This is a genomic window from Oceanobacillus sp. CF4.6 (assembly GCF_051262635.1).
Taxonomy (GTDB): Bacteria; Bacillota; Bacilli; order Bacillales; family Amphibacillaceae; genus Oceanobacillus.
In genome coordinates, this window is the sequence record NZ_JBIMEX010000008.1 from 83,114 (window position 1) to 108,144 (window position 25,031).

General features: G+C 37.3%; 28 protein-coding genes. 18 read left to right on the forward strand and 10 right to left on the reverse strand.

The genetic code is table 11. The annotated features are described in order from the left end of the window. The first annotated feature begins 97 nt into the window (after positions 1-97). The 5 genes from ACHABU_RS13185 to ACHABU_RS13205 all read left to right on the forward strand — a co-directional run bounded on the left by ACHABU_RS13185 (position 98) and on the right by ACHABU_RS13205 (position 3,815). Positions 98-736 (forward strand): class I SAM-dependent methyltransferase, encoded by a 639-nt coding sequence (locus ACHABU_RS13185; RefSeq protein ID WP_435765364.1) that lies wholly within the window; start codon positions 98-100, stop codon positions 734-736. A 23-nt stretch (positions 737-759) separates the two neighbouring features. Continuing rightward, positions 760-1,221, forward strand: coding sequence for an S-ribosylhomocysteine lyase (locus tag ACHABU_RS13190; protein ID WP_435765365.1), 462 nt, complete (start codon positions 760-762; stop codon positions 1,219-1,221). 158 nt (positions 1,222-1,379) lie between these two features. Further along, positions 1,380-2,747, forward strand: a complete 1,368-nt coding sequence (locus ACHABU_RS13195; RefSeq protein ID WP_435765366.1) for a dipeptidase — start codon at positions 1,380-1,382, stop codon at positions 2,745-2,747. Positions 2,748-2,845: 98 nt separating this feature from the next. Continuing rightward, entirely contained in the window at positions 2,846-3,601 is a 756-nt protein-coding gene (locus ACHABU_RS13200) for a (S)-benzoin forming benzil reductase (protein WP_435765367.1), read from the forward strand. 94 nt (positions 3,602-3,695) lie between these two features. After that, complete coding sequence (locus ACHABU_RS13205) at positions 3,696-3,815, forward strand: YjcZ family sporulation protein (RefSeq protein WP_379497047.1); 120 nt, start codon at positions 3,696-3,698, stop codon at positions 3,813-3,815. Between the two features lie 54 nt (positions 3,816-3,869). Here the strand turns inward: ACHABU_RS13205 and ACHABU_RS13210 are convergent, their stop codons facing one another. Both ACHABU_RS13210 and ACHABU_RS13215 read right to left on the reverse strand, forming a co-directional pair. Beyond that, the gene (locus tag ACHABU_RS13210; protein WP_435765368.1) at positions 3,870-5,510 is read right to left on the reverse strand and encodes a putative ABC transporter permease subunit; all 1,641 of its coding nucleotides are present in this window, start codon (positions 5,508-5,510) and stop codon (positions 3,870-3,872) included. Next, complete coding sequence (locus ACHABU_RS13215) at positions 5,503-6,228, reverse strand: ABC transporter ATP-binding protein (protein WP_435765369.1); 726 nt, start codon at positions 6,226-6,228, stop codon at positions 5,503-5,505. Before ACHABU_RS13215 ends, ACHABU_RS13210 begins: the two co-directional genes overlap by 8 nt. Before the next feature lie 260 nt (positions 6,229-6,488). On the opposite strand from ACHABU_RS13215, the gene map reads away from it, so the two are divergent. Both map and ACHABU_RS13225 read left to right on the forward strand, forming a co-directional pair. After that, positions 6,489-7,241 (forward strand): type I methionyl aminopeptidase, encoded by a 753-nt coding sequence (gene map / locus ACHABU_RS13220; protein ID WP_435765370.1) that lies wholly within the window; start codon positions 6,489-6,491, stop codon positions 7,239-7,241. A gap of 34 nt (positions 7,242-7,275) precedes the next feature. After that, the gene (locus tag ACHABU_RS13225) at positions 7,276-8,037 is read left to right on the forward strand and encodes a cobalamin-binding protein (RefSeq protein ID WP_435765371.1); all 762 of its coding nucleotides are present in this window, start codon (positions 7,276-7,278) and stop codon (positions 8,035-8,037) included. A gap of 91 nt (positions 8,038-8,128) precedes the next feature. On the opposite strand, the gene nhaC is transcribed toward ACHABU_RS13225, so the two are convergent. After that, the gene (gene nhaC / locus ACHABU_RS13230; protein WP_435765372.1) at positions 8,129-9,499 is read right to left on the reverse strand and encodes a Na+/H+ antiporter NhaC; all 1,371 of its coding nucleotides are present in this window, start codon (positions 9,497-9,499) and stop codon (positions 8,129-8,131) included. 430 nt (positions 9,500-9,929) lie between these two features. Between nhaC and ACHABU_RS13235 the strand changes: the two genes are divergently transcribed. Further along, positions 9,930-10,613 (forward strand): AzlC family ABC transporter permease, encoded by a 684-nt coding sequence (locus tag ACHABU_RS13235; protein ID WP_435765465.1) that lies wholly within the window; start codon positions 9,930-9,932, stop codon positions 10,611-10,613. Beyond that, the gene (locus ACHABU_RS13240; RefSeq protein WP_435765373.1) at positions 10,610-10,903 is read left to right on the forward strand and encodes an AzlD domain-containing protein; all 294 of its coding nucleotides are present in this window, start codon (positions 10,610-10,612) and stop codon (positions 10,901-10,903) included. Before ACHABU_RS13235 ends, ACHABU_RS13240 begins: the two co-directional genes overlap by 4 nt. Before the next feature lie 21 nt (positions 10,904-10,924). On the opposite strand, the gene ACHABU_RS13245 is transcribed toward ACHABU_RS13240, so the two are convergent. Further along, on the reverse strand, positions 10,925-11,803 hold the full coding sequence (locus ACHABU_RS13245; protein WP_435765374.1) for a cation diffusion facilitator family transporter: 879 nt from the start codon (positions 11,801-11,803) through the stop codon (positions 10,925-10,927). 319 nt (positions 11,804-12,122) lie between these two features. Here ACHABU_RS13245 and ACHABU_RS13250 point away from each other — a divergent pair, with 319 nt between their 5' ends. Together ACHABU_RS13250 and ACHABU_RS13255 are read left to right on the forward strand one after the other, a co-directional pair. Continuing rightward, on the forward strand, positions 12,123-12,356 hold the full coding sequence (locus tag ACHABU_RS13250; protein ID WP_435765375.1) for an IDEAL domain-containing protein: 234 nt from the start codon (positions 12,123-12,125) through the stop codon (positions 12,354-12,356). A 265-nt stretch (positions 12,357-12,621) separates the two neighbouring features. Beyond that, positions 12,622-13,926, forward strand: coding sequence for an MFS transporter (locus ACHABU_RS13255; protein ID WP_435765376.1), 1,305 nt, complete (start codon positions 12,622-12,624; stop codon positions 13,924-13,926). A 69-nt stretch (positions 13,927-13,995) separates the two neighbouring features. On the opposite strand, the gene ACHABU_RS13260 is transcribed toward ACHABU_RS13255, so the two are convergent. Further along, positions 13,996-14,910, reverse strand: coding sequence for a zinc dependent phospholipase C family protein (locus ACHABU_RS13260; protein WP_435765377.1), 915 nt, complete (start codon positions 14,908-14,910; stop codon positions 13,996-13,998). Positions 14,911-15,198: 288 nt separating this feature from the next. Here ACHABU_RS13260 and fumC point away from each other — a divergent pair, with 288 nt between their 5' ends. Together fumC and ACHABU_RS13270 are read left to right on the forward strand one after the other, a co-directional pair. Next, positions 15,199-16,584 (forward strand): class II fumarate hydratase, encoded by a 1,386-nt coding sequence (gene fumC / locus ACHABU_RS13265; protein ID WP_435765378.1) that lies wholly within the window; start codon positions 15,199-15,201, stop codon positions 16,582-16,584. 139 nt (positions 16,585-16,723) lie between these two features. Next, a complete protein-coding gene (locus ACHABU_RS13270; protein ID WP_379497034.1) occupies positions 16,724-16,924 on the forward strand; it encodes a small, acid-soluble spore protein, alpha/beta type in 201 nt (66 codons plus the stop codon). A gap of 139 nt (positions 16,925-17,063) precedes the next feature. On the opposite strand, the gene ACHABU_RS13275 is transcribed toward ACHABU_RS13270, so the two are convergent. Beyond that, entirely contained in the window at positions 17,064-18,161 is a 1,098-nt protein-coding gene (locus ACHABU_RS13275; protein WP_435765379.1) for an ABC transporter ATP-binding protein, read from the reverse strand. A 91-nt stretch (positions 18,162-18,252) separates the two neighbouring features. Further along, on the reverse strand, positions 18,253-19,143 hold the full coding sequence (locus tag ACHABU_RS13280; protein WP_435765380.1) for a PucR family transcriptional regulator: 891 nt from the start codon (positions 19,141-19,143) through the stop codon (positions 18,253-18,255). A 154-nt stretch (positions 19,144-19,297) separates the two neighbouring features. On the opposite strand from ACHABU_RS13280, the gene ACHABU_RS13285 reads away from it, so the two are divergent. Further along, a complete protein-coding gene (locus ACHABU_RS13285) occupies positions 19,298-19,654 on the forward strand; it encodes a YlbF family regulator (protein WP_435765381.1) in 357 nt (118 codons plus the stop codon). Positions 19,655-19,720: 66 nt separating this feature from the next. Here the strand turns inward: ACHABU_RS13285 and ACHABU_RS13290 are convergent, their stop codons facing one another. Further along, entirely contained in the window at positions 19,721-19,906 is a 186-nt protein-coding gene (locus ACHABU_RS13290; protein WP_435765382.1) for a YhzD family protein, read from the reverse strand. Between the two features lie 138 nt (positions 19,907-20,044). Here ACHABU_RS13290 and ACHABU_RS13295 point away from each other — a divergent pair, with 138 nt between their 5' ends. The 3 genes from ACHABU_RS13295 to ACHABU_RS13305 all read left to right on the forward strand — a co-directional run bounded on the left by ACHABU_RS13295 (position 20,045) and on the right by ACHABU_RS13305 (position 22,654). Next, positions 20,045-20,944, forward strand: a complete 900-nt coding sequence (locus ACHABU_RS13295) for an ABC transporter ATP-binding protein (protein WP_435765383.1) — start codon at positions 20,045-20,047, stop codon at positions 20,942-20,944. Then, positions 20,937-22,190: an ABC transporter permease gene (locus ACHABU_RS13300; protein WP_435765384.1), complete on the forward strand. Its 1,254-nt coding sequence runs from the start codon at positions 20,937-20,939 to the stop codon at positions 22,188-22,190. The genes ACHABU_RS13295 and ACHABU_RS13300 overlap by 8 nt, the downstream gene beginning before the upstream one ends. Positions 22,191-22,393: 203 nt before the next feature. Next, positions 22,394-22,654 (forward strand): metal-sensitive transcriptional regulator, encoded by a 261-nt coding sequence (locus ACHABU_RS13305; protein WP_379497027.1) that lies wholly within the window; start codon positions 22,394-22,396, stop codon positions 22,652-22,654. 66 nt (positions 22,655-22,720) lie between these two features. Here ACHABU_RS13305 and ACHABU_RS13310 read toward each other — a convergent pair whose 3' ends face one another. Continuing rightward, positions 22,721-23,326, reverse strand: coding sequence for a YdhK family protein (locus ACHABU_RS13310; protein WP_435765385.1), 606 nt, complete (start codon positions 23,324-23,326; stop codon positions 22,721-22,723). 150 nt (positions 23,327-23,476) lie between these two features. Beyond that, positions 23,477-23,806, reverse strand: coding sequence for a four-helix bundle copper-binding protein (locus ACHABU_RS13315; RefSeq protein ID WP_435765386.1), 330 nt, complete (start codon positions 23,804-23,806; stop codon positions 23,477-23,479). Between the two features lie 916 nt (positions 23,807-24,722). Between ACHABU_RS13315 and ACHABU_RS13320 the strand changes: the two genes are divergently transcribed. Next, the gene (locus tag ACHABU_RS13320; protein WP_435765387.1) at positions 24,723-25,025 is read left to right on the forward strand and encodes a metal-sensing transcriptional repressor; all 303 of its coding nucleotides are present in this window, start codon (positions 24,723-24,725) and stop codon (positions 25,023-25,025) included. Positions 25,026-25,031: the final 6 nt, after the last annotated feature.

The window sequence follows — 25,031 nt, forward strand, 5'->3', positions numbered from 1 at the left end:
TATTTGAGTTAGGAACCTGTTCAATCGTTCATACATATAATTCATATTATCCACAGTAATTTACTTTGGTTTAATAATCCTTAAGGGGAATTTAAAAATGGGAAGAGAATTTATTGAGATATTTGAGGAATGGGCATTGGATTATGATAAGAGTGTTATGGGAGAACATCCGCAATATGTGGAGGTATTTGCTAATTATGATGCTATACTCAACGAAGTAGTACAACAGAGTTTGGGTACGGTGTTGGAATTTGGCGTTGGTACAGGTAATTTATCCAACAAATTGCTGAGTGCGGGTCATCACGTTATAGGTATTGAACCATCAAAGGCAATGAGAAATATTGCAAGCAGGAAGCTACCATCGATGACCGTATTGGATGGTGATTTTATTAACTATCCCTACATTTCAGTACGAATTGAAACAATAGCGAGCACTTACGCTTTCCATCATTTAACCGACACTGAAAAGGAGATAGCTATAAAAAAGTTTGCTTCTGTACTTCCTCAAAAAGGAAGGATTGTTTTTGGTGATACTATGTTTAAAACAGAGGCCGATAAACAACTGGAAATTGAAAAAGCGTTTGATAAAGGATTTGCCGATTTGGCAGATGATTTGAATCGCGAATATTATCCGACACTTGATATAATGAAGAATGCTTTTGAAAAGCATCATTTTAATGTATCATTTAAACAAATGAATGATTTTGTTTGGGTAATAACCGCGGACAAAAAATAAGCCAAATGAGGAGAGTTACAGGTATGACAAAAAAAATGAATGTAGAAAGCTTTAATCTTGACCATACAAAAGTAAAAGCACCATATGTACGTTTGGTAGGTGTAACAGAGGGTTCCAATGGAGATAAGGTACACAAATACGATATCCGTTTTAAGCAGCCCAATAAAGAACATATGGAAATGGCGGGTCTCCATTCTTTGGAACATATGATGGCAGAACTTATCCGAAACCACACAGATTCTGTCTTGGATATTGGTCCGATGGGCTGTCAAACAGGATTTTATTTATCCCTTCTCAATCATGAAGATTACGATGAGGTACTCGTTATGTTGGAGAAAACATTAAAGGATGTACAAATAGCACAGGAAGTTCCAGCATGCAATGAAGTGCAATGTGGCTGGGCTGCAAACCATAGCCTTGAAGGTGCAAAGGAAATTGCGACTGAAATGCTGAACCAGAGAGATGAATGGCACGAAGTTTTTTAAGCAGCATTAAATTAACAGATAAGGACAGTCTGTTTTTTAGATTGTCCTTATTTATTTCTCTATGTGGTAAAATAGGAATATAATTAATAGAGGCACTTTGAACCCAGTAAATGTTATTCGTGCGCGAGTTAAGTTAAAAGCTTATGGAGGTATACACAATGAGTGAGAAAGCACTGCAATATATTAGAGATAACCGAGATCGTCTGCTTGAAAAGTTGAATGAATTTTTATCGATTCCAAGTGTAAGCACGGACAAAAAACATAAAACAGATGTGAGCAATGCAGCAGATTTTGTCGTTACATATTTAAATGATATTGGCTTTGAAAATGTGGAAAAACAGGAAACAAATGGGCACCCCCTTGTATACGGTGAATATAATGGAGCAGGCCCGGATGCACCAACAGTACTTTTCTATGGTCATTATGATGTGCAACCAGCGGATCCAATTGATTTATGGGATAGTGATCCGTTTATGCCGGAAGTAAGAAATGGAAGACTCTTTGCACGTGGTTCCAGTGATGATAAAGGGCAGGTTTTTATGCATCTGGCAGTTTTTGAGGCATACATGAAAACTGAAGGAAATATTCCTATCAATGTAAAGGTGTGTATTGAAGGAGAGGAAGAGATTGGGAGTGAAAATCTCTATGATATTCTCCATGAAAAAAAGGAACAGTTTCAAGCAGATTTTGCGGTAATTTCAGATTCCGGTATGGCTGCAAAGAACCAACCAACGATTCTTTATGGATTAAAAGGGTTTACAGGTATTGAAATAACGGTGACTGGACCAGACCATGATTTACACTCAGGTATGTATGGTGGTGCTGTAAGAAATCCAATCGTCGCACTCAGTCACATTCTTGCCTCAATGAAAGATGAAAATGAAGTTGTTACGGTAGATGGTTTCTATGATGATGTGGAAGCCTTGACGGATGAGGAAAGAAAATTGATGGAGCAGGCACCTGGTGAAGATTTTCTTGAAACAACTGGAATATCGGAAACTGTATCTGAAAAAGGGTTTACAGCCAAAGAGCATACGATGGGGCGTCCAACTTTTGAAATAAATGGGATTTACGGAGGTTATCAAGGGGAAGGTACTAAAACAATTATTCCATCGTCAGCAACTGCGAAAATAACCTGTAGGCTTGTTCCTGGACAGGATCCAAACAAAATACAACAATTATTGGAAATGCATGTAAATAGAGTAGCACCATCTGGAGTTACAGTGGAAGTGAAAAAGGAAAAACTTTCAGCAAAAGCATACAAAGTAGAGCCTACACATCCACTCATAAAGAAGGCAGCAATCAGTTATACGAAAGCATTTGGAAAGGAAACAGTCTACCTTCGCATGGGTGGTTCTATTCCCGTAGTTGAATGGATGGAAGCAATCTATGATATGCCGATTGTCTTGTTGGGATTTGGAACACCTGATGACCGGTTGCATTCGCCAAATGAAAGTTTTCCATTGGACAGCTTTGATAAGGGAATGGAGACACTTGTGTATTATTGGGATGAAGTAAAGAAATGAAGTGAAGTGAAGTGAAAGTTCTATCGTACTCCGCTTTTGCAAATCAAATTCGAGGTATTTCACTTTAAGCAGGTAAACGAGAAAATGGGGGTTAATGAATGAAATATGCGATAGTAACAGGATCCTCAAAAGGACTTGGTGAATCGATTGCAAAATTATTTTTGGAATCTGGTGTTAACGTGGTTGGTCTATCAAGAAGTACAAGTGATCGTCTTTCGGTAATAGCCAAAGAGAATAACACAACTTTTAAACATGTACCTTGTGATCTTGGGAAAATTGAAACACTAGAGCAGATATGTCAGGAAATAACAGATACCGTCTTTACCGAAGATACGACTACGATTTATTTGGTCAACAATGCAGGTGTCATCGACCCCGTTAAACAATCCATTCACATACAACCTGATGAATTAGTTGGACATGTGAATGTGAATACCATTGCTCCAATGGTGCTTACGAATTATTTATTGAATCAAGCAACCGAAAAGGATGTTCCACTTATAAGTGTAATCATTACTTCAGGTGCTGCAGAATCACCAATGTATGGTTGGAGTGCGTATTGCACGACGAAGGCAAGTATGAATATGTATACAAGAACGGTTGCACTAGAACAAGAGGAATTAGAAACAGATAACAAAATTATCGCATTCAGTCCAGGTGTGATGGATACAGGAATGCAGGAAAAGATCCGTTCCAGTTCGAAGTCTGAATTTGTTGAATTAGACACCTTCAAAGGATATAAAGAAAATAACTTACTGAAAGATACAGAACTTGTCGGTGGAGTTCTGATTGATATACTAGTCGATGATGATATCCAGAATGGAAAAGTTTATTATGTGAAAAATTACCTGTAACCATATTCGATCATAAATAATAAGCAATTAGCCCTCCCCATTTCAGAAACCTTGCATAAATTAAAGTAGTCTCGAAAATAGAGGAGGGAAAATAATGAGTAAAGAATCAGGTTTCGGATCCAGTGGGTTTGCATTGCTGGTTGTTTTATTTATCTTATTAATTATCATCGGAACAGCATATACAGGCGGTTACGGTGGTGGCGGATACTACTAAGAAACGAAGAAAGATGTAGCGGATTTCCGCTGCATTTTTCTTGTTTTAAAGTAATTATAATTGTTGAAATGTGTTTTCGTTAAATTTCCGATGAAATAGCTTATTGATAATAAAGATACATATCAAAAGGGACACGAAGAGTATGACTGAATTGACATAGACATTCTGTATGGCATCCGTTTTCCACAAAATTATCGTAATGATTCCAATTATTCCTGCCTCAATCAGAAAACCGATCAAACCAATAAAACGGCCCTTGAAAAGCTCCTGTTCATCTGTCCAATACAACTTTGGTTGCATTAAATCCAGATAGGTTCCAAAACTGCTTGTGAACCAGCTGGCTGTTAGAATGAGTACAAGCCAAATCAGTACGATTTCTACCGGGATGCTAACAAAAAGGGTAACGATAAGAAATAAGAATAGGACAAGTAAATTTATTATCCAGGAAGCTGCAATTTTACTGAATGTAATTTGTTTTGGTTCAAGCGGCAAGAAGAGATTGGTATGCCATGTTTTTCCTTCACGTGAAAAAGAAGTAAAAGGGGTGACATTTGTACTGATCATCAAAAACGACGCCAAAAATAATCCGAGTAACGTCTGTTTCTCTGTCAATACATCGAGTACTTCTACAGATAAGCCAGTTCCAAAATCAAACATAAGGATGACGACAATAAATATGGGGCCGAACAAACTTTGGATAATACATTGCATTAGAAAAGTTGGGGTTCTGAAAATTATACGCAATTCCTTGATGATATATGCAACGCATACCGGGCGGCTTCTAACCTTTTTGTTTATTTTTTCGTCCGACAACTTTCGCTTGCTTCCTGTACTAAGTCCCAGAACTCCTTTTAAATAAATTAATTGTCCCAACCAAGCAAATAGTAGGACGGCAAAGATAACGAGGACAAGGAAAAAAACGAAAAAGAGCAATCCAAGCCATGTCTGTGCTTCACTTAGAATTCGGGCGCTTAGATATGCTGGTGGATAGTAAGAAGTCATCTTTTCAAGCAGGCCATCCTGTTCTTGAATCAATCTTGTTAATTCATTAATCATCTGATTGGAATTCGTATTTAATCGTATTAAAATATTGATTAGGATAATAAAAAGAAAGGATGCGATACCCGCAATTATTTTCGACCTGTCTTTATTTTTGGAAACATTTACAAATCGCATCATAAACATGAGCAGAACCGATGCAATCGTAAATGGAATGATTGGTATCAATAGAAACAGGATGATGCCATATACATAGTATAGAAATGGTCCCCCGCTGGCACTACCGTAGGAAAAGAATATCGGTAAATATACAAAAATAGTTGTCACATATAAATATAGGAATGGACTTGCTGCTTTCCCTATCAGCAATTGATAGGGATGAAAAGGAAGTGAAATATAGGATTGTATATCCTCAGCAAAATAAAATGCGCCTAGTACAGTAACTAAGCTCATAATAAATAACAGAATATGAATGCTCAAAAATAAAATCCCCAGTAGAAGCGATTCCTGGCCGTATGGTAGAAGTCCGTCATACAAAATATGAATAAGTTGATCCATGAACGTTATATAGATAAATAGCAAAGGCACTAGAAATAAAAGAGATAAAACATATAACCACACATGGGAACTTTTTTGGCCAGCATTGGAATACTGCATTTTAAGCATTGTTTTAATTAGAAGCCAGGTTTTATTCATCGCTGGTCAGCTCCAAAAATACGTTTTCCAATGATTGATCGGATTGATATTGTGATCTCAATTCATCCATATTTCCATAAAAAATTAGTTTTCCCTTGTTGATGATTGCAACAATATCACATAATTGCTCGACTACTTCAAGACCGTGACTTGAGAAAAACACCGTATTTCCTTTATCCGCGTGATTGCGCATCATTTCTTTCAATAGGTACGCTGATTTAGGATCCAGACCGGTAAGTGGTTCATCCAATATCCATATATCGGGATCATGGATTAAAACACCAGTGATAATTATTTTTTGTCTCATCCCGTGTGAATACGTTTGAATATAATCTTCCAATGCTTCATAAATCGAGAATTGCTTTGTGTAGTATTCCATTCTTTCCTTCCGGAGATCAGTTGGCACATTGAAAATATCGGCGATGAAATTTAAATATTCGATTCCTTTCAAACGAAGGAACATATCCGGTTGGTCAGGTACCAATCCAAAAATCCTTTTAGCTTCCAATGGTTGTTTCACGATATCTATGCCATTCAGCTTGATTGTCCCTTCATCAATTGGAAGAATTCCTGTCATCATCTTAATGGTCGTTGACTTTCCAGCACCATTTGGTCCCAGAAAACCGACAATTTTTCCATCTGGTATTATTAAATTAAGCTCGTGAATTGCATTATGTTTTCCATGAAAACTTTTACTAACATGATTAATCTCAATCATTACTTGCACCTCAATTCGAATTAACTGTTTAGAAGTGTTCCGATACTGTATTTAACAGTATTTTATGATACACTTTATTTTGGCAAGTAAGAAAGTATAAACATTCTTACTTGTATAAGTGTGGGCTTTGGCAAATGCCTAAGTTTTCTAAGATATTTCACTTATTATTGAATGAAATTGATATATACTACTAACCATTTAAACGCACATACAATAGTATACCGCATTTTAATGTCCCATAGAAGAGAGGAAGTTAATCTATGATTACAAGAAAAAGCAAACGTGAAATTGAACAAATGCAGGCAGCAAGTGAAGTTCTTGTTGCGTGTCATAAGCAAATCGCTAAAATGATAAAACCTGGAATAACAACACTGGAAATTGATACCTTTGCAGAAAAATTTATGGCTGACCGTGGTGCGACTCCTGAACAAAAGGGATATAGTGGTTATCCTTTTGCCATTTGTGCATCTGTTAATGATGAAATATGCCATGGCTTTCCAACAGAAGAAAAATTAAAGGATGGAGATATTGTAACGATTGATATGGTCGTCAACCTTCATGGAGGATTGGCCGATTCTGCCTGGACGTATGCAGTAGGCAATGTGGATTCAGTAGGCAAACGATTGATGGATGTCACAAAAGCAGCTCTCTACAAAGGAATTGAGCAAGCTCAATTAGGTAGTCGAATCGGAGATATTGGTCATGCAATCCAAACCTATGCGGAAGGGGAAGGCTTCTCTGTTGTTCGGGATTTTACAGGACATGGAATAGGACCAACCATTCATGAAGAACCGCATGTACCACATTTTGGATTACCGAATAAAGGTTTGCGCCTGAAAGAGGGCATGGTCATTACAATTGAACCGATGATTAATGAAGGAACATGGGAAAGCCAAATGGATGACAATGGCTGGACAGCAAGAACGATTGATCAAGGACGCTCCGCACAGTTTGAACATCAAATTGTTGTCACAAAAGAAGGTCCGCTAATTTTAACCGATCAAGATAAATAATGAATCGTAAACTTGGGTAAAGGAGAGGATAGCAATGCGCGTTGTATCTATTTGTCCGAGCAACACGGAAATTTTGGCTTATTTAGATCAGTTGGATGTACTCGTTGGTGTTGACGATTTCTCAGATTGGCCGACTTCCATATGGAGCTTGCCGAAAGTTGGTCCGGATCTTTCCATTGATATGGAAAAGGTGGAGGAGCTACAACCGGATCTTGTTCTAGCGTCCTTAAGCGTCCCAGGTATGGAAAAAAATATTGAGGCCCTGGATGAAAGGGGTCTGCCATACATTATATTAAATCCTAATTCATTAGAAGAGATAGCTCATGATATTAAAACTGTAGGAGAAGCACTGAACCTTGTACAGTTGGGGAAGGAAAAATCGGAAGGGTTTCTTAAAGAGGTAGCCCATCTGAAGGAAATTGCTTCGGATAGGAATACTCGTCCTTCTTTATACTGGGAATGGTGGCCTAAACCGGTATTCACTCCAGGAAAAGTGAATTGGCTTACAGAAATCAGTGAACTAGCGGGAGCAGAAAATATTTTTGCAACCGAAAACGTAGCAAGCTATCAAACGGATTGGGAAGATGTCAAAGCAAGAAATCCCGATCACATTTGCATGGTCTGGGTCGGAATCAAAGAAGCGAAAATGAGACCCGAATTAGTCATCAAGCGCCCTGGCTGGAATGAAATGAAGGCAGTTCAAAATGGAAATATTCACGTACTCGAAGAATCACTCTTCTGCAGACCATCTCCACGATTGCTCGAAGGTTTAAAGAAGTTAATGGAAGTTATATGAATGGATAGAGGAGAAGGGGAATGAGTCCCGCCTATCACCTCCATCAAAAAGAGAACCAAGAGGAATATTTCCTCTTGGTTCTCTTCACGTATCATCTATTCACTCTTGCTGTGTTTGCACCAAATAGGATAGTTATCAACGGGCTAATCAGGCAGAAGAATGCGAATGGCAAATACTCAAGAACAGAAACACCTAATACATTTGCGATAAATACACCGCAGACACTCCATGGTATAAGTGGATTAATGACTGTTCCGGCGTCTTCTAATGTTCTAGAAAGGGCTTTTTTAGTGAGACCTGCTTTTTCATATATTCCCTTGAATGTTTCACCTGTTAGCAAAATAGATAAATATTGTTCTCCGATTAGAACATTCACACCAATTGCTGTTGCGGCGGTGGAAAGAATAATCGAGCGGGTGTTACGTAATTTTTCCTGTAAAGCTGTAAGGATGCTTGGAAGTATTCCGGTAACAAACAATAGCCCTCCAAAGCTTAAAGCTAATATGACGAGAGATATCGTAAATAACATACTGTTGATGCCACCTTTCGTTAATAATTCATTAACGGGGGCAAAGTCAGTTGTGCCGGTATAGCCATTAAACCAGATGGTCCAGATCTCAGACCAGTTCAGATTCGTTGTGAAAACTGCAGATACAGTAGCAATTAAACTGCTGACAGTTAAGGCAATAAAGGCAGGAACTTTAAATAGAGTACAGAAAACTAAAATGATTAACGGGATCCAGGAAGCCCAGTGTATAAGCCCAGCAGACAATAGTGCTGTTTGGTATGCTTCCACATTATTTAAGGATGTGGACTGTTCTGGTGATAAAATAACAAATAATATAAAGGAAACAATAAATGCCGGAATTGTCGTTAAACTAATATGTTTAATATGGTCAAATAAATCCACGCCAACGATCGTAGAGGCAAGATTAGTCGTATCGGATAGAGGAGACATTTTATCACCGAAAAAGGCTCCTGAGACAATTGCTCCAGCTGTAATTGCGAGCGAAGAATCCATTGCACCTGCCATACCTATAAACGCAACCCCAATAGTTGCGGTCGTCGTTAACGAACTTCCCAGAGCTACTCCGATTATCGCAGTAACAGCAAACACAATTGCGTAAAACCATGTTCCACCTATTACTGAAAAACCAGTATTAATTAAAGCAGGAATAGTTCCGCTAATAATCCAGCTACTGATGAGTATTCCAATCAGAAAGAATAGGAATATCGCGCCCATTCCTGCACTTGCCCCTGAAATCATTGCTTCTTGCAAACTTTTAAAAGAGATCCGTTTTATTAACCCGTAGGCAACTAAGGAAAAAATCCCAAGTAATATCGGTATATGCGGTACTGTCTCCAATCCGATAATAAAATAACTGATGAGACCAATGATGAAAACAAAGAATAATACTGCTTCGATAAATGAAGGAAGATGTTTTGGTTTAATGGGAATCATGATGTTTCCTCCTCTAAAATTAATAAAAGCTCCGCCCCTAAAAAAGGGACGAAGCGTACTCCGCGTTACCACCCTGATTGGTGAAATAAATTCACCCTCTCAATGTAATAATCCATTTATAATACGTCCGTACAAAACAAACATATTCGGATCTGTAATTCAATCATTACCTGCCAAAGCTTGCACCAACCACTTTGTCTCTAGTTTCTGCATGGATATAATCTACTTTAATCCCGGATATCTAAACTATTTGATTATGATAGTATTGACTATACATCGTTGATTCTTTATTTGTCAATAACATATATTTCTCATTAGAGAGACTTCAACTTTGCAAAAAATTCAGTTATAATAAGAGTATTTTACTAAAGGAGGATTTTCAGAAATTGTGACAAACCGAGAAGAAATTCATACATCTGCTTCGATACATATGATTAAAAAAGGAATCTTCACCGGCTTGCCAATCATGCTCGGTTACTTGCCTGTAGCAATTACATATGGAGTATTGGCAAAACAAGCAGGAATGTCATTAACTGAATTAACATTGATGAGTGTTTTGGTTTTTGCCGGAGCGAGTCAGTTTATGGCCGTTAATATGATTGCTGTTGGTACAGGTGCGCTTGAGATAATTATTGCAACGTTTGTACTTAATTTCCGCCATTTTGTCATGAGTCTTTCATTTATGAATCAGCTTAGGAATTTTAGTTTAAAATGGAAAATTCCTTTGTCATTTGGTTTAACGGATGAATCATTTGCAGTCTCGTCCGTAAATAAGGACGAAGCAAAAATGGAAAAGGGTGCACTTTTTTATGGGACAATTTTAATCATTGCATACGTATCCTGGATTTTCGGTTCTTTCCTAGGTGGCGTTTTAGGGGATGTTATCCCAGACAGACTGAGTCAAAGCATGGGAATCGCACTGTATGCCATGTTTATAGGTTTATTACTACCTTCCGTTAAAAAGGATAAAAGGATCGCTGTAATTGCTCTATTTGCCATGCTGATTAATGCTTTATGTATTCAACTCGGAATGAGCACCGGATGGGCAATCGTGGTTGGGACCATCATTGGTGGTATGAGCGGAATATATTTACTTAAGGAGGAACCGGCATGATTATTTTAATTATAATTGGTATGTCAATCGTAACCATGCTGCCAAGGGTTGTTCCTGCTTTCATTATTGAGAAGATGCAGTTCCGCCCTTGGGTAAACAGGTGGTTGAATGCCATTCCGTTTGCCGCATTAGGGGCACTTATATTTCCTGGCATATTATCCGTGAAACCGGATGAACCGCATATAGGCATGCTTGGTGGACTTGTAGCTATTGTTCTGGCGACAGCAGGGTTAAATGTTGTATTGGTTGTTATTGGAGCCATATTTACAGTTTACTTTTTATTGTTATAAACAGGCTTAACGTTAAATACGTTAAGCCTGTTTCCCTTCATACGGTTCAATATGAATATGTGCATGTGTAATATCATGTTTTTTATCAAGGTAATATTCAATTCTCTCCGTGATTTGATGACTTTCTGCGACATTCAGGTTTGGATCAACAAGTATGGTGATTTCTATTAATGCCTGATTACCGTGTATTCTTCCTTTAACATCAACAACTTCTTTAACATCTTTATCTTTAGTAATACTACTTTTAATTCCTTTCAGCTGTTCTTCATCAAATCCGTCTGTCAAAGTAATGGTGGAATCTTTAAAAATATCCCAAGCAGTTTTACAAATAATGAGACCGACAATTAGTCCTGCTAGGGCGTCAAGCCAGAAAACCCCAAATTGTGCTCCAATAATTCCAATAAAAACGCCGATACTTACCAGTGCATCTGAGCGGTTATCCTGTGCTGCAGCATTCAGGGAACTGCTTTTAATTTTTTTTGCAAGTTTAAAATTATAGCGGTAAACCAGTAGCATAACGACCGCTGAACCGAGAGCAGTCCAGGCAGTCAGCATGTCAGGCTGAGGGACTTCAGTAATAAACAAGTTTTGAAACGTATCGAATATTACTTGTACACCGATAAACATCATAATAAAGGCTGCAAATAGAGAAGCAATGGTTTCTGCCCGGTAATGTCCATAACGATGTACTTCATCCGGAGGCTTTCTTGATATTTTTAGACCGATCAAAACGGCGACAGAAGCAATCACATCGGTTGAATTGTTTAAACCATCTGCCCTTAATGCCTCTGAATTACCTGTGCCAGCGATATACAGCTTGGTAATTGCAAGTACAATGTAAGCGATAATGCTTAGCCAAGCACCTTTTTCCCCTTTTTTCAGATTGTCTGAATGATTCATTCCTTTTCCTCCATGTTTCATTGCTTTATGTATTTCTATTCCTTTAGAGGTTGTTCAAAAACGGCGAAACTTATAAGCTGTCCATATCTTTAAAAAGCTGGATTTGTATCTTTTATAAGAGGGAACATGTAACTTTAACAGTGTATCAGAGGTGTGCTAGGTGGGTCTAGAGAAACATTCAAGCATTAGTGAACATGTATTGTGGGCTAGTAAGTTATTTTGCTTAGGGAAAACATTCCATTTAAATCTTAAAATTTAGGTTGCAATTATTCTAAAAATTTAGGATAATGATAAAAAGGGAACAAAGGGGGCGTGTTCCGTGAAAAAGGAGAAAATAGTTTACAGATTTTGTCGCTATCAAGGTGAAAGATTGCAAGCTAAACGTGAAATTCCTTATGAATTGAGACTCTTTGCTCGCTTGATTTTAGATGAGCTTTGCTTTAACTGGAATAAGAAAAGATTAGAAGAAGATATAAATGGATCGATAGAAAAAGGAAATAAAGAAAACTTTATTAAATTAAGTAACGAATACAAGCATTTTATTTGGGAATAGAAACGGTTTAATAAGCCTTACCTTCATGTGGTGGGGCTTTTTTATTGCGAATAGAAGGAATGATACATAACTTTGGCGGATAAAATGTGGACACAAAAAATACGTTAATACATAGACAGAATGATATTATTTTTTATATCTTATTATTTTCAGTAGTACTTGGGGTAGAAGCAGAACTTTTTATGTATTTTTTGTAAAATTTCGGATTTATGATGTGCCGTTTGTTCCTTGTTTGCTATGCTGAGAAAATAAGGGGGATCGTACAATGGAAAATAAAAAGAAAATTCAACGGAGCTGGATGCTTTATGACTTTGGAAACTCAGCATTTGCGACAACAATTATGGCAGCAGTGTTACCAGTTTACTATTCAAGTGTTGCAGCATCGGGACTGGAAGATGGTCTTGCAACAAGTTATTGGGGTTACTCACAATCGATTTCCGTACTGATTGTCGCTGTATTGGCTCCCATATTAGGGGCTATCAGTGATTTCTCTGCAGCAAAGAAGAAGTTTCTCCAATTTTTTGCATTTATGGGTATTATTGCCAGTGTCCTTTTATTTTTTGTAGGTGAAGGAGATTATATATTAGCTTCGGTCTTATTTATTGTTGGTTCAATCGGTTTCTCAGGAGCCAATATTTTTTATGATGGCTTCCTACCTGAGATTGCAGATAAGGATGAAATGGATCGCGTTTCATCCGGTGGTTTTGCTTTCGGCTATATTGGTGGAGGAATCTTGCTCTCCATTAATGTATTAATGATATTGAACCCAGGTTGGTTTGGGCTTGCAGATACAGCTATGGCAAGTCGTGTATCATTTGCAACCGTTGGCGTTTGGTGGCTCCTTTTTTCCATACCATTAATAAAGAATATAAAAGAAGAAAAAAAATCGCTTGTTAAGCGGGATCAATCGTATATTGCAATTGGTTTCTCCAGGGTAGGAAATACATTTAAAGAGATTAAGCAATATAAACAACTACTTATCTTCCTATTGGCATTTTGGCTATATAATGACGGTATATCCACGATTATTCGTATGGCGACTATCTATGGAAGTGAGATAGGAATAGCTCAGAATGATTTAATTATTGCACTATTAATCACACAGTTCGTTGGTATTCCATTTACATTTTTCTTTGGCTGGCTTGCCTCTATTATCACAGCAAAGAAAGCATTGAATATAACTCTTTTTGTCTATCTAGGTATCGTTATACTTGGATACTTTATGAATTCATCCCTTCATTTTTATATTTTAGCAATCTGTGTTGGAATGGTTCAGGGTGGGGCGCAATCCTTGAGCAGGTCTATTTATGGACGTATGGTTCCTGCCAACAAACATGCAGAATTCTTTGGGTTTTATGGGATTTCCTCTAAATTTGCAGCAGTAATCGGTCCTTTTATGTTTGCATTCATTGGTCAGATTACAGGAAATAGCAGATTAGGAATTATTTCACTAGTTTTCTTCTTTATAATCGGTATCTTTTTACTCCGATTTGTGGATATTGATCAGGGGATACGGGATGCAGAACGACTTTCCGATCCAAAAGGAAAAGTGGAGGTAAAACCAAAATAAAAGTGTGTCATACGTTACTTTTTGAACAATCTCTAATTAAAAACAGAGTGCCTATGCACTCTGTTTTTTTTATACGATTGGATCACTATATATATTTTCAAGACCGAGCTCCAATGGCTTTCCAGTATCATATGAAATATGATCAATCAGATCAATTAGTCTCTGCAAAGAATAATCATTCTTGTTCTCCCAATAATTCTGTAACTCCATCAAAATTTCAATGCTTTCTCCCCGAGCTCTATTATAGAGTTCAATAAAACTTTTATTGGAAGGCTCATTTGTTGCTGGATGATGCCAAGTTGTATGATTCAGATTCAAATAATCAATATCATCTTTTATTGGTCGATGAGAATAAGATGAGATCATCGATCCTAACACTAGATTTTTCCATCCATACGGGTCGGCGAGTATTTTAAGTGCAAGCTTCATATCTCTGTACGCCTTTTGAATATATTCCGAAGAAGAGCTGCCAAGTTCCGGATAATATTTATTAATTGTTTGAGCTAGTAATATATTCACTTCTTTATTCAACGATTTTCCAACATCTATTTCTTTATAAACGGAGGACTTCCAAGTTTTTAGCTTGTGATATTTTTCCATCATGCGTGTATCAATAAGTATTTCTAACTTTTGATGATTACTTCCTTCATAACCTGCACGATAATGGATATAAGGATGGGTATTACGGTCTAATATGTGATGTGTGACAAAACCAGTAACATAAGCTTTTACCTCACTACATTGCTCCTTGGAATTAATAATCATATCGATTAAAAATTCACCACACCGCTTCGTATGGAGCGCCATTCCGACTTCATGTACAGGCTCATCTTTAATCCAAGGCCAAAAATTATAATAGAAAAAGGGGTCAGGACCCTGAGCACCTAACTTCATGTATGGTTCGTATTGTGAAAAAGGATAAGGACGGTTTACCGCATCTATAACATCTTCACAAAATAAAATATGGGTCCATATATTCGGCATAGAGAAATCCTCCTTTCTACGCGTACCAAAATCTATATTGCCAGAAAGACCTCTGCTGTAATCAGTCTTCCTATCTTAAAATAGTTCTTCACCCATTATACTTAAAAAAATCCTTTGATTGGCAAAGATTGTAGTACAATTTTGTGTCACCTACATATATCTGCCATTTTCCGAGTATACGGGCAAAAGTTTTAAAAGATAAGTATTATAAGTATTATTTTATTTGGAAAATTTGATACAATAGAGTAGGTTTCAACAATTATTATACATAACGAGGGAGGAATTAACATGGATTTTCGTGTCGAAAGAGATACGATAGGGGAAATTAATGTACCATCTGACAAATATTGGGGGGCACAAACGCAAAGAAGTAAACAGAATTTCCCAATCGGTAATGAAAAAATGCCAACTGAAATAATAAAAGCGTTTGCAATATTAAAGCGCAGTGCAGCAAAGGCTAACAGTGATTTAGGGCTGCTGGAAAGTGAAAAGGCGGAAGCAATTTATTATGCTGTAGATCAAGTGCTAGAAGATAAATTGAATGAACATTTTCCTCTCGTTGTTTGGCAAACAGGTAGTGGCACGCAATCAAATATGAACGTAAATGAAGTATTGGCTTTTGTCGGTAACAAGTGGCTTGAAGAAAAGAAAAGCGAACTAATCCTTCATCCAAATGATGATGTTAACAAATCACAAAGCTCCAATGATACATATCCTACAGCAATGCATGTAGCATCTGTCATAAAATTGGAAGATACAGTAATCCCTGCAATACAGCAATTAAAAAGGACCCTAAATGAGAAAGTACAAGCATTCTCAGATATAGTTAAAATAGGGAGAACCCATTTACAGGATGCAACCCCAATAACACTCGGTCAGGAGATTAGCGGATGGCACCGTATGCTGGAAAAATCTGAATTGATGATTAATGAAAGTACAAATCATTTAAGAGAACTTGCTATTGGTGGTACAGCAGTTGGAACAGGATTAAATGCACATCCCGAGTTTTCTGAACGGGTATGTGAAGCGATCAGTGAATACACTGGGAAAAAATTCATTTCTGCACCAAATAAATTTCATGCATTAACAAGTCATGATGAGACAGTGTATGCTCATGGAGCGCTAAAAGCATTGGCGGCCGATATGATGAAGATTGCCAATGATGTACGCTGGCTGGCAAGTGGGCCGCGTTGCGGAATTGGTGAAATTACAATCCCGGCAAACGAACCTGGAAGTTCCATTATGCCAGGAAAAGTTAACCCAACCCAAAGTGAAGCAGTGACAATGGTCGCAGCACAGGTTATGGGGAATGATGCAACGATTGGATTTGCCGCAAGTCAAGGGAATTTTGAACTGAATGTATTTAAACCTGTTATTGCATTTAACTTTCTTCAGTCCAGTCAACTATTAGCAGATAGTATACTTTCGTTTGATGAACGATGTGCAGTAGGTATCGAGCCAAATCATGAACAAATTGAAAAATATTTAAATGATTCTTTAATGCTTGTTACAGCATTAAACCCTCACATTGGATATGAAAATGCAGCAAAAATAGCTAAAAAGGCATTTAATGACAATTCAACATTAAAAGAGACTGCTCTTGAGCTTGGATTGTTGACTGAAGAAGAATTTGATGAATATGTTAATCCGAAAGAAATGACATTTCCAAAATAAGAAGTGGGATAGAGCACATTGTCTAAAAACAGCGTGCTCTATTTTTTGTTAAATTGGAATTCATCCTACAATTTACCAGCAAAATCTTGTGATAAGTTTTTTTAAAGTGCAGACAATAGAGTTACAGGAGGTGATAAATATGGCTAACAACAACTCAAATCAACTACTTGTTCCTGGAGTACAACAAGCGCTTGATCAAATGAAATATGAAATTGCTCAAGAATTTGGTGTTAATCTTGGAGCAGACACAACTTCACGTGCGAATGGTTCTGTAGGTGGGGAGATTACGAAACGTCTTGTACAAACTGCTCAACAACAAATGAATGGACAAAACTTCTAAATAATATGGCTGGAGGGAAGTCTTTTGAGGCTTCCCTCCCTTACATATGGTCTCAGAAGCGTGAAGCTAGGGAAGCGGCATTTGGCTGTTGCGGCAATACACGAAAAAAAGAGAAGCAGAGCTCGCTTCCCTTCACCCGTTATCTTATTCGAAGTTCAGTTTCTGAATCAAAGAAATGTACTTTATTCATATCGATCGCAAGTTCAATGGTATCTCCACCTTTGATATCTGTCCGTGAATCGACTCTTGCAACAAAGTCTTGAGAATCTAACTTGGAGTATAAGATTGACTCAGCACCCATTAATTCAGCAACTTCTATGGAAGCAGTAATTTTAGTATCAGGGGTCGATTCAATAAATATAAGTTCATCATGAATATCTTCTGGACGAACTCCGAGTATTACTTCTTTTCCTATATTATTTTTTTGACGAAGTGTTTTTAACTTACCTTCTGGAACTTTTAACTTCGAATCACCAACAACAAAATAACCATCTGTTAATGTACCAGTAAAGAAGTTCATAGAAGGCGATCCGATAAATCCACCAACGAAAACATTATCCGGATTATCGTAGACATCCTTTGGTGCTCCAACTTGTTGAATAATACCGTCTTTCATAACTACCAATCGTGTTGCCATTGTCATCGCTTCTGTCTGGTCATGTGTTACATAAACAGTAGTTGTTTGTAACCGCTGATGAAGTTTTTGAATTTCCGCACGCATTTGTACCCGTAATTTTGCATCAAGGTTGGATAAAGGTTCATCCATCAAGAATACTTTTGCATCACGAACGATAGCTCGTCCAAGAGCAACACGCTGACGTTGACCACCAGAGAGTGCTTTTGGCTTACGATCAAGATACGCTTCCAAACCGAGAATGTTTGCTGCATTGTTAACACGTTGTTCAATTTCATCCTTTTTAAACTTACGAAGCTTTAATCCAAATGCCATGTTATCGTATACATTCATATGTGGATATAATGCATAGTTTTGGAATACCATCGCAATATCACGGTCTTTCGGTGCAACATCATTCATCAACTTGTCATCAATATAGAATTCACCATCCGTAATTTCTTCCAACCCTGCAATCATTCTTAACGTGGTTGATTTACCACAACCAGAAGGTCCAACAAAAACAATAAATTCTTTATCCTTAACATGTAAATTAAAGTCATTTACTGCAACAATATTTTTATCATATGATTTTTGAATATGTTCTAACCGTAATTCAGCCATTCTATATTCCCTCCAAATGTAAACGTTTTATTAACCTTATTGTACCGAATAGATATCGGTTATGAAATGGCAAAGATGCACAAAGATAGGCTCAAGTTATGTGCATATTGGATAGTAGTGCAAGATAAACCGTAACAGCCTGGTCAAACTGTCTCAGATCAATTCCAGTTTTCTCATGAAACTTATCGATTCTATATTGAAGACTATTGCGATGCATATATAATTTTTTAGCTGTAACTGAGATATTTAGATTGCATTGGATAAACGTTCGAATCGTTTGGAGGAAGTCCTCATCGTTTTTAAATTCTTGCAAAATGAGGCTACTAATTTGTTCTCGATGGTAGGGAGTTGTATTTTTTACCAAGTCTAAGGGAATGGCATCCACATACGTTACAACGGATTTGTCCGTATATGTAAAAGCAGTTTGTGCTGACTGCAACAGCGATGCATGATGCTGACGTAACCCAGTGAATTGGTTTAGAAAAGGACCAACAAAAAATTTGGTATTTACAAACAAATCACTCATCAGTGTGTCACTTATCTGTGCGTAGGATATATTTTCTTCCAAGTGATCTTCCTGTTGTTCAATAATGATTCCTTCATTCTCATTTTCCCATAGAATAGATACAGACCAGGAAAAGAATTCCTGTATGGTAGCTTTAAAGATATCGGCTTCTATTTGGTTTTTCTTATAGGAAAAATAGATAAAGCGGAAACCTTGATCAGGTATGTCACTGGCGGGTGAAGTTTGAATTCGCTCTTTCCATAAAAGTTCCTGTTTTGTTGGCTTAGGTATATTTAAGTTATAAGGTGTTAAAAACGCAGACAAGATAGCTGTATCCTTTTTACTTAATTCATTTTTATGTATGCCGATAATTTCATTTGTAGCTGTTAGAAACCATTGATAGTCGTCGGGTACAGGACGTGAATTATTATCATAAATTAAAAAAGTGGAAAATACATTTTTAAGCATTTTTTGCATGCAGAAAACTCCTTTTTGTCAGATCTAATACAATTATAGCAGGATAAAGAGTTCAAAAAATATTTGTTCTTCATTTTGTCTTTGTACCTGAAACTATACATGAGTCTTTTCCTCTGTTATAGTAACCATAGAAATAATATAAGGAGGGAATTTCATGCCTAATATTTATGATAGTGCATATAATTTAGAAACAGCTATTCGTGAAAGCGAAGAGTTTCAAAACTTAAAAACAGCATACGAAACAGTTATGAATGATCCAAGTGCCAAGGAAATGTTTGAAAGTTTCCGCGATACACAAATGGAGTTACAGGAAAAGCAAATGCAAGGGCTCGAAATTAGCGAAGAAGAAGTCGAAAAAGCGCGTACCGTTGTTGAAGCAGTCCAGGAGCATCAGGATATTGCTAAATTAATGGAGGAAGAACAACGCTTGAACACTGTAATTAATGATATTAGCCGTATTATAACGAAACCGTTGGAAGAACTTTACGGAAGTACAGAAGAAGCTAACTAAATGAGTACATAAGAATCCCGCAGAATTCAATTCTGCGGGATTTACGTTTTTCCTCTGCTTTCCGAATCATCTATGAAAAAGTACAAGCTTTGCTTCTTGATTTACGCATCGATGCGTATGTTCTGTGTAACCCTTTTCGTTCAAAAGGTCTGTTCCGATTTTTTTGGCATCGTCATCGGTTGATGCTGTAAAAGATTCATCAAGTAGTTTTTCTCCAGACGATTCAAAAACGGTTAATGCATATGTTCTCATAAGCTTCCCTCCTATCTTATGTAACCGCTTAATTAGGCGCACTTCCATTATAGTTTAAATTTTAACAGAAGTGAATAAAAATTATGAAACTATTACCTATTTTCATCGTAGTATATACAGGAAAGGGGAGAGAGAATATTGACATTAATATTAAAACAAGTTACAAAACGATTTGATGAACACATAGCAGTTAATCGACTTTCACTTGAAATTCCTGAGAAGGAAATGTTTGGTTTTTTAGGCGGAAATGGTGCAGGGAAGACAACTACCTTCCGTATGATCCTTGGTTTGTTGGATAAAACAGAAGGTGAGATTTCGTGGAAAGGGGAATCGATTAATTACGATAAGAGCCATTTAATTGGTTATCTCCCAGAAGAAAGAGGGTTATATCCGAAGTTAACGGTAAGGGATCAGTTAATTTATCTCGGGAAACTGCGGGGGATGAAAAAGCAAGAGGTCAATATAGAGCTTGAAAGCTGGCTTGAACGTTTTAAAGTACCAGAATACATAGACAAAAAAGTGGATGAACTGTCAAAAGGGAATCAACAAAAAATTCAATTTATCACTGCAGTTATCCATAAACCAAAATTGTTGATTTTAGATGAACCATTTTCTGGCCTAGACCCAATTAATGTTGAAATGTTAAAAGCAGCTGTCGTAGATTTAAAAATGCAGGGTACCTCGATTGTGTTTTCATCACACCGAATGGAACATGTTGAAGAGTTATGTGAGCATCTATGTATTTTACACAAAGGAAAACCAGTTGTTCAAGGTTCATTGAAAGACATAAAACAAACATTTGGCAGAAAGAATCTTGTCGTTCATGGGGATCATTCATTTGATTTTTTAGAGAACTTCCCAGGAGTTGTACAATATAAAAAAATAACACAGGGATGCGAATTGCAAATCGAAAATGAAGAAATCTCACAAAAGATTTTTTCCGCATTACAAGGTCAGGGTTTTATCCGTAAATTTGATTTGGAGGAACCGTCATTGAACGATATTTTTATTGAGAAGGTAGGTGCATCTTATGAATAAATTTTGGATTATTCTGTCGCATACTTATCTCACAAAGGTAAAGACAAAATCGTTTGTGATCAGTACTGCAATTATGCTGCTTGTACTTATTGGTCTTGCGAATTTTCAAAGTGTCATTGAACTATTTTCAGATGATAGCACAGAAGAAGTGGCAATTATAGATGAATCTGGTACCTATGTGGAATCTTTGCAGGAAAGTTTTGCTGCAGCGGATGTAGATGTGGAATTAGTCCCCTTTGATGGAGCCGTAGATGAAGCGCAATCAGCGGTTCAAAATGAGGAATATAAAGCACTTGTGGTACTAACTATGAATGAAGAACAAATCCCGGAAGCTACATACTACGCAAATAATATTGCAGAGTCAGGGACTAAAACAGTATTCGAACAACATCTTCAACAGTTGAAGATTGTTATTGCAACACAACAATCAGGAATTGATCAGGCAACGATTGCCGATATTTACGCCCCAATCCCATTTGAAACAGTGGCGTTGGATGAATCTGCAAAAACTTCTGAAGAACTTAGCCAAGCTAGAGGCATTGTTTATATTATGCTGTTTGTACTATATATGGCAGTTATCATTTATGGGCAAATGATTGCGACAGATGTTGCTACCGAAAAGTCTTCAAGAGTTATGGAAATACTGATTTCAAGTGCATCCCCTGTCACGCATATGTTTGCAAAAATTATTGGGGTAGCATTCGTTGGGTTAACACAAGTAGGACTGTTTATTGCTGTTGGATATGGGTTAATCGTCTCCAAACAAGATGAATTTAACGGAGAATTCTTTAGTTCATTTGGTTTCCAGGACACCTCGCCTACTATTTTTATTTATGCAATTGTATTTTTTATTCTAGGATATCTACTATACGCAACATTGGCTGCGATGCTAGGATCACTCGTTAGTCGGATTGAGGACGTCAATCAACTTTTAGGACCAATGATTATGCTTATAATGGTTGCATTCTTTATTGCAATGTTCGGTTTAAATATGCCGAATTCTACATTTATACAAGTAACTTCATTTATCCCATTTTTTACACCGATGATTATGTTTTTACGCGTTGGTATGCTCGATATTCCAATTTGGGAAGTAGCCTTATCCATTGGCATACTGATAGGTACGATAGCATTGCTTGCCTATGTAGGTGCTAAAGTTTATAGTGGAGGCGTCTTAATTTATGGACGTTCCGGTTCATTAAAAGACTTCAAAAAGGCGATTGCTCTGTCCAAAAAAGAGAAATAATATGTGATACCAATAATATTTGATATAATAGAAAAGCCACTTCGATTAAAGGAAGTGGCTTTTGACGACTTCAAGTGGAACGATTAACTAAAAACGGACACTTTTATATTTTCATTCCAATTTTAAGACAACACTTTAATGAAATCCCCAATACACTTGTTATTGCAGCTAATGCTTTTAAAAAATGAAGGAGATGTATTATTTTGAATTATGATGAAAAAGTAATGAATCGAATGAAACGAATTGAAGGACAAATTAGAGGCGTATTAAAAATGATGGAGGAAGAAAAAGATTGTAAAGAAGTTGTTACTCAGTTATCAGCAGCCAAAAGTGCCCTTGATCGAACTTCCGCATTAATTGTGAGTAAAAATTTAGAACAATGCATTCGAGAAGAACAAGCAAATGGAGAAAGTGCAGAATCGGTAATTAATGAAGCAGTTAATTTACTTGTTCGAAGTAGATAGAGAATCTCAGGAAGACATAGAGGACTTCTTTGATATTAAAATCAAAGTCGTCCTTTTATCGTGAAACTATTCAACTGGGGCTAATTCACTTTCCGTAAGCCATTTGTGATTCGTCACTTCTTCCCCTGTTGTTGAGGTATAATCCACCATATAGACCGTTGTTTCCTCAGCTGAATCAATTTCAGCTTTTGCACCTTCCATGCCTTCCATATGGTTTGCATTTAAAGTAACTTCTTCCCCTGTTTCTAAAGGCTGATCTCCTGCATCTTCCATTTCTTCATGAACGACCCATTTATGGTTTTCCACGCTATCTCCGCCGGTTGTAGGGGTATAAGAAACAGTATAGGCGGTAGTATCATAGGCAGCTGTAATAGTTGCTTCAGTTCCCTGCATACCTTCCATATGATCTGCCTCTATAATCGCTTGACTTCCAACTTCATAGGTGGGATTTGAAGCTTCTTCAAGACCTTCGGGAACATCTCCTGAACCGGAATGATTCATACCCGAATGGTCACCTTCCATACCTTCATCCACACCGTCCTCCGTTTCTTGCTCCGTATTCAAATCCGTATTTTCTTCTAGATTCGTGTCTTCCGTTCCGCCAGTACATGCTGATAAGAGAAAAATAGAAACTATTGATACTAGACCTATTGCTAATCTATTGCTTTTCATTAATAAAACTCCTTTCAAATCGACTGATTAATAATCTACCCAAATTTTAGGATAATACTTAAGATAGAATTGATATTTAAATTATGCAAAAAAGTTGCTCCATAGAGAAGTATTCAAACCCTATTAGAACAACTTATTAATAAGCAGCGTTTATGAAGCTACATTTTTACATGCCTCTGCACACTTAAAGCATGCTTCCGCACATTTTTGACAATGATCATGTGCATGCTTGTTGCATTCATTTCCACATGCCTCGCAGATTGTAGCGCATACAGACGCTAATTCAGCAACAAATGGTGTGTTTCTGGAAAGAGCCTGTTCCAGATAGGTACAAATATCCGCACACTCTCTATCCAAACGAATACACTCCGACATCATCTTAACATCTTCTTCTTTTAGACACGCATCGAAACAATGGTTACATGCTGTCATACACGAATGTAAAGTTTGAATTAACTCCTGATGTTGTTCATGGGACATTTATAAAACCTCCTGAATAAATTGTCTATTATAGTTATACAGTTATATGTTCCCGGGGTGTATTTGAACTAAACCAATTTTAACAGATTCTTTAGTGATTTGGTCACAACACGTCATTGATTTTATACATATAAGTTCAAACAATAACTGGGCTAAACTTAGAAAGTTGCTAATAATCCCCTTGCAAACCCGGGTACAAATAAGGTTGTTTTCGTAATGTTTATTGCTTTTTAATCATCGTAGAGTTGAGAAAAACTACGAACTAGTATAAGGAACTTCGGCGACCGCTCTGGGAAATACACTGCGCTTTTCGCGGGCGGCTGGTGAGCCTCTTCATGCTGACGCATTTCAGAGTCTCACCTATGCCTTTCCTCCCGCAGAAGTCTCCGTGTATTTCCCAGAGCTGGTTAGAAGGTTGCTAATAATTACTATACTAGCGTAGCTGAAATAGCATTATAAAACTTCACCAGTCCGGGTGAACGGCGGGCGGTGACTCCTGCGGGAAAAGCACGTGTCCGAAGACCCCGCAGAGTGGGATTCTCGAGGAGGCTGAGGCCGTGCCCGCGGAAAGCATCCGCCCAGAGTGATCCCGGACGGCGGGAAAAGCAGTTACTTCGCAGTTTATATAAAACTCGATGATAAAAGCACCAAATTTAATGAAAAGAGCTTTGGATTCTGGATGTATCCGGACTGCTCAGCACAAAGAGTTAATCCAGAGTCAACTTGAGCAGTGTATCTCTAGCCCCCACTAATTCTATCAAGGCTTATTTGTTCATTTCACCCTCCGAAAGTTGAGTAATTACATTAAGTGAGGCACTTATACATTTACTTTCTTATTTTCAGAGCTACTGAATAATTCTTGACTATTATACATTAGGGGGGTATAGTATAAGTATAAACAAAAGGAAGTGAATATATGGATAAATTTTTACATGACCACCCGACAACACCCCGAACGAAGGATGAGAAACAAGCTGTCGTTAACCGCTTGAAGCGGATAGAAGGGCAAGTTCGTGGCATTCAAAAAATGGTTGAGGAAGACCGTTATTGTGTAGATATTTTAGTGCAAATTAGTGCAATAAATGCCGCAATGAAAAATGTGGGATTTGAAGTAGCAGAACGACATGTGAAACATTGTGTCAGTGATGCAGTAAAATCCGGTGAAGGCAATGAAGCCATCGATGAATTGATGGATGTTATGAAACAGTTTTCAAAGTAAGGGAGT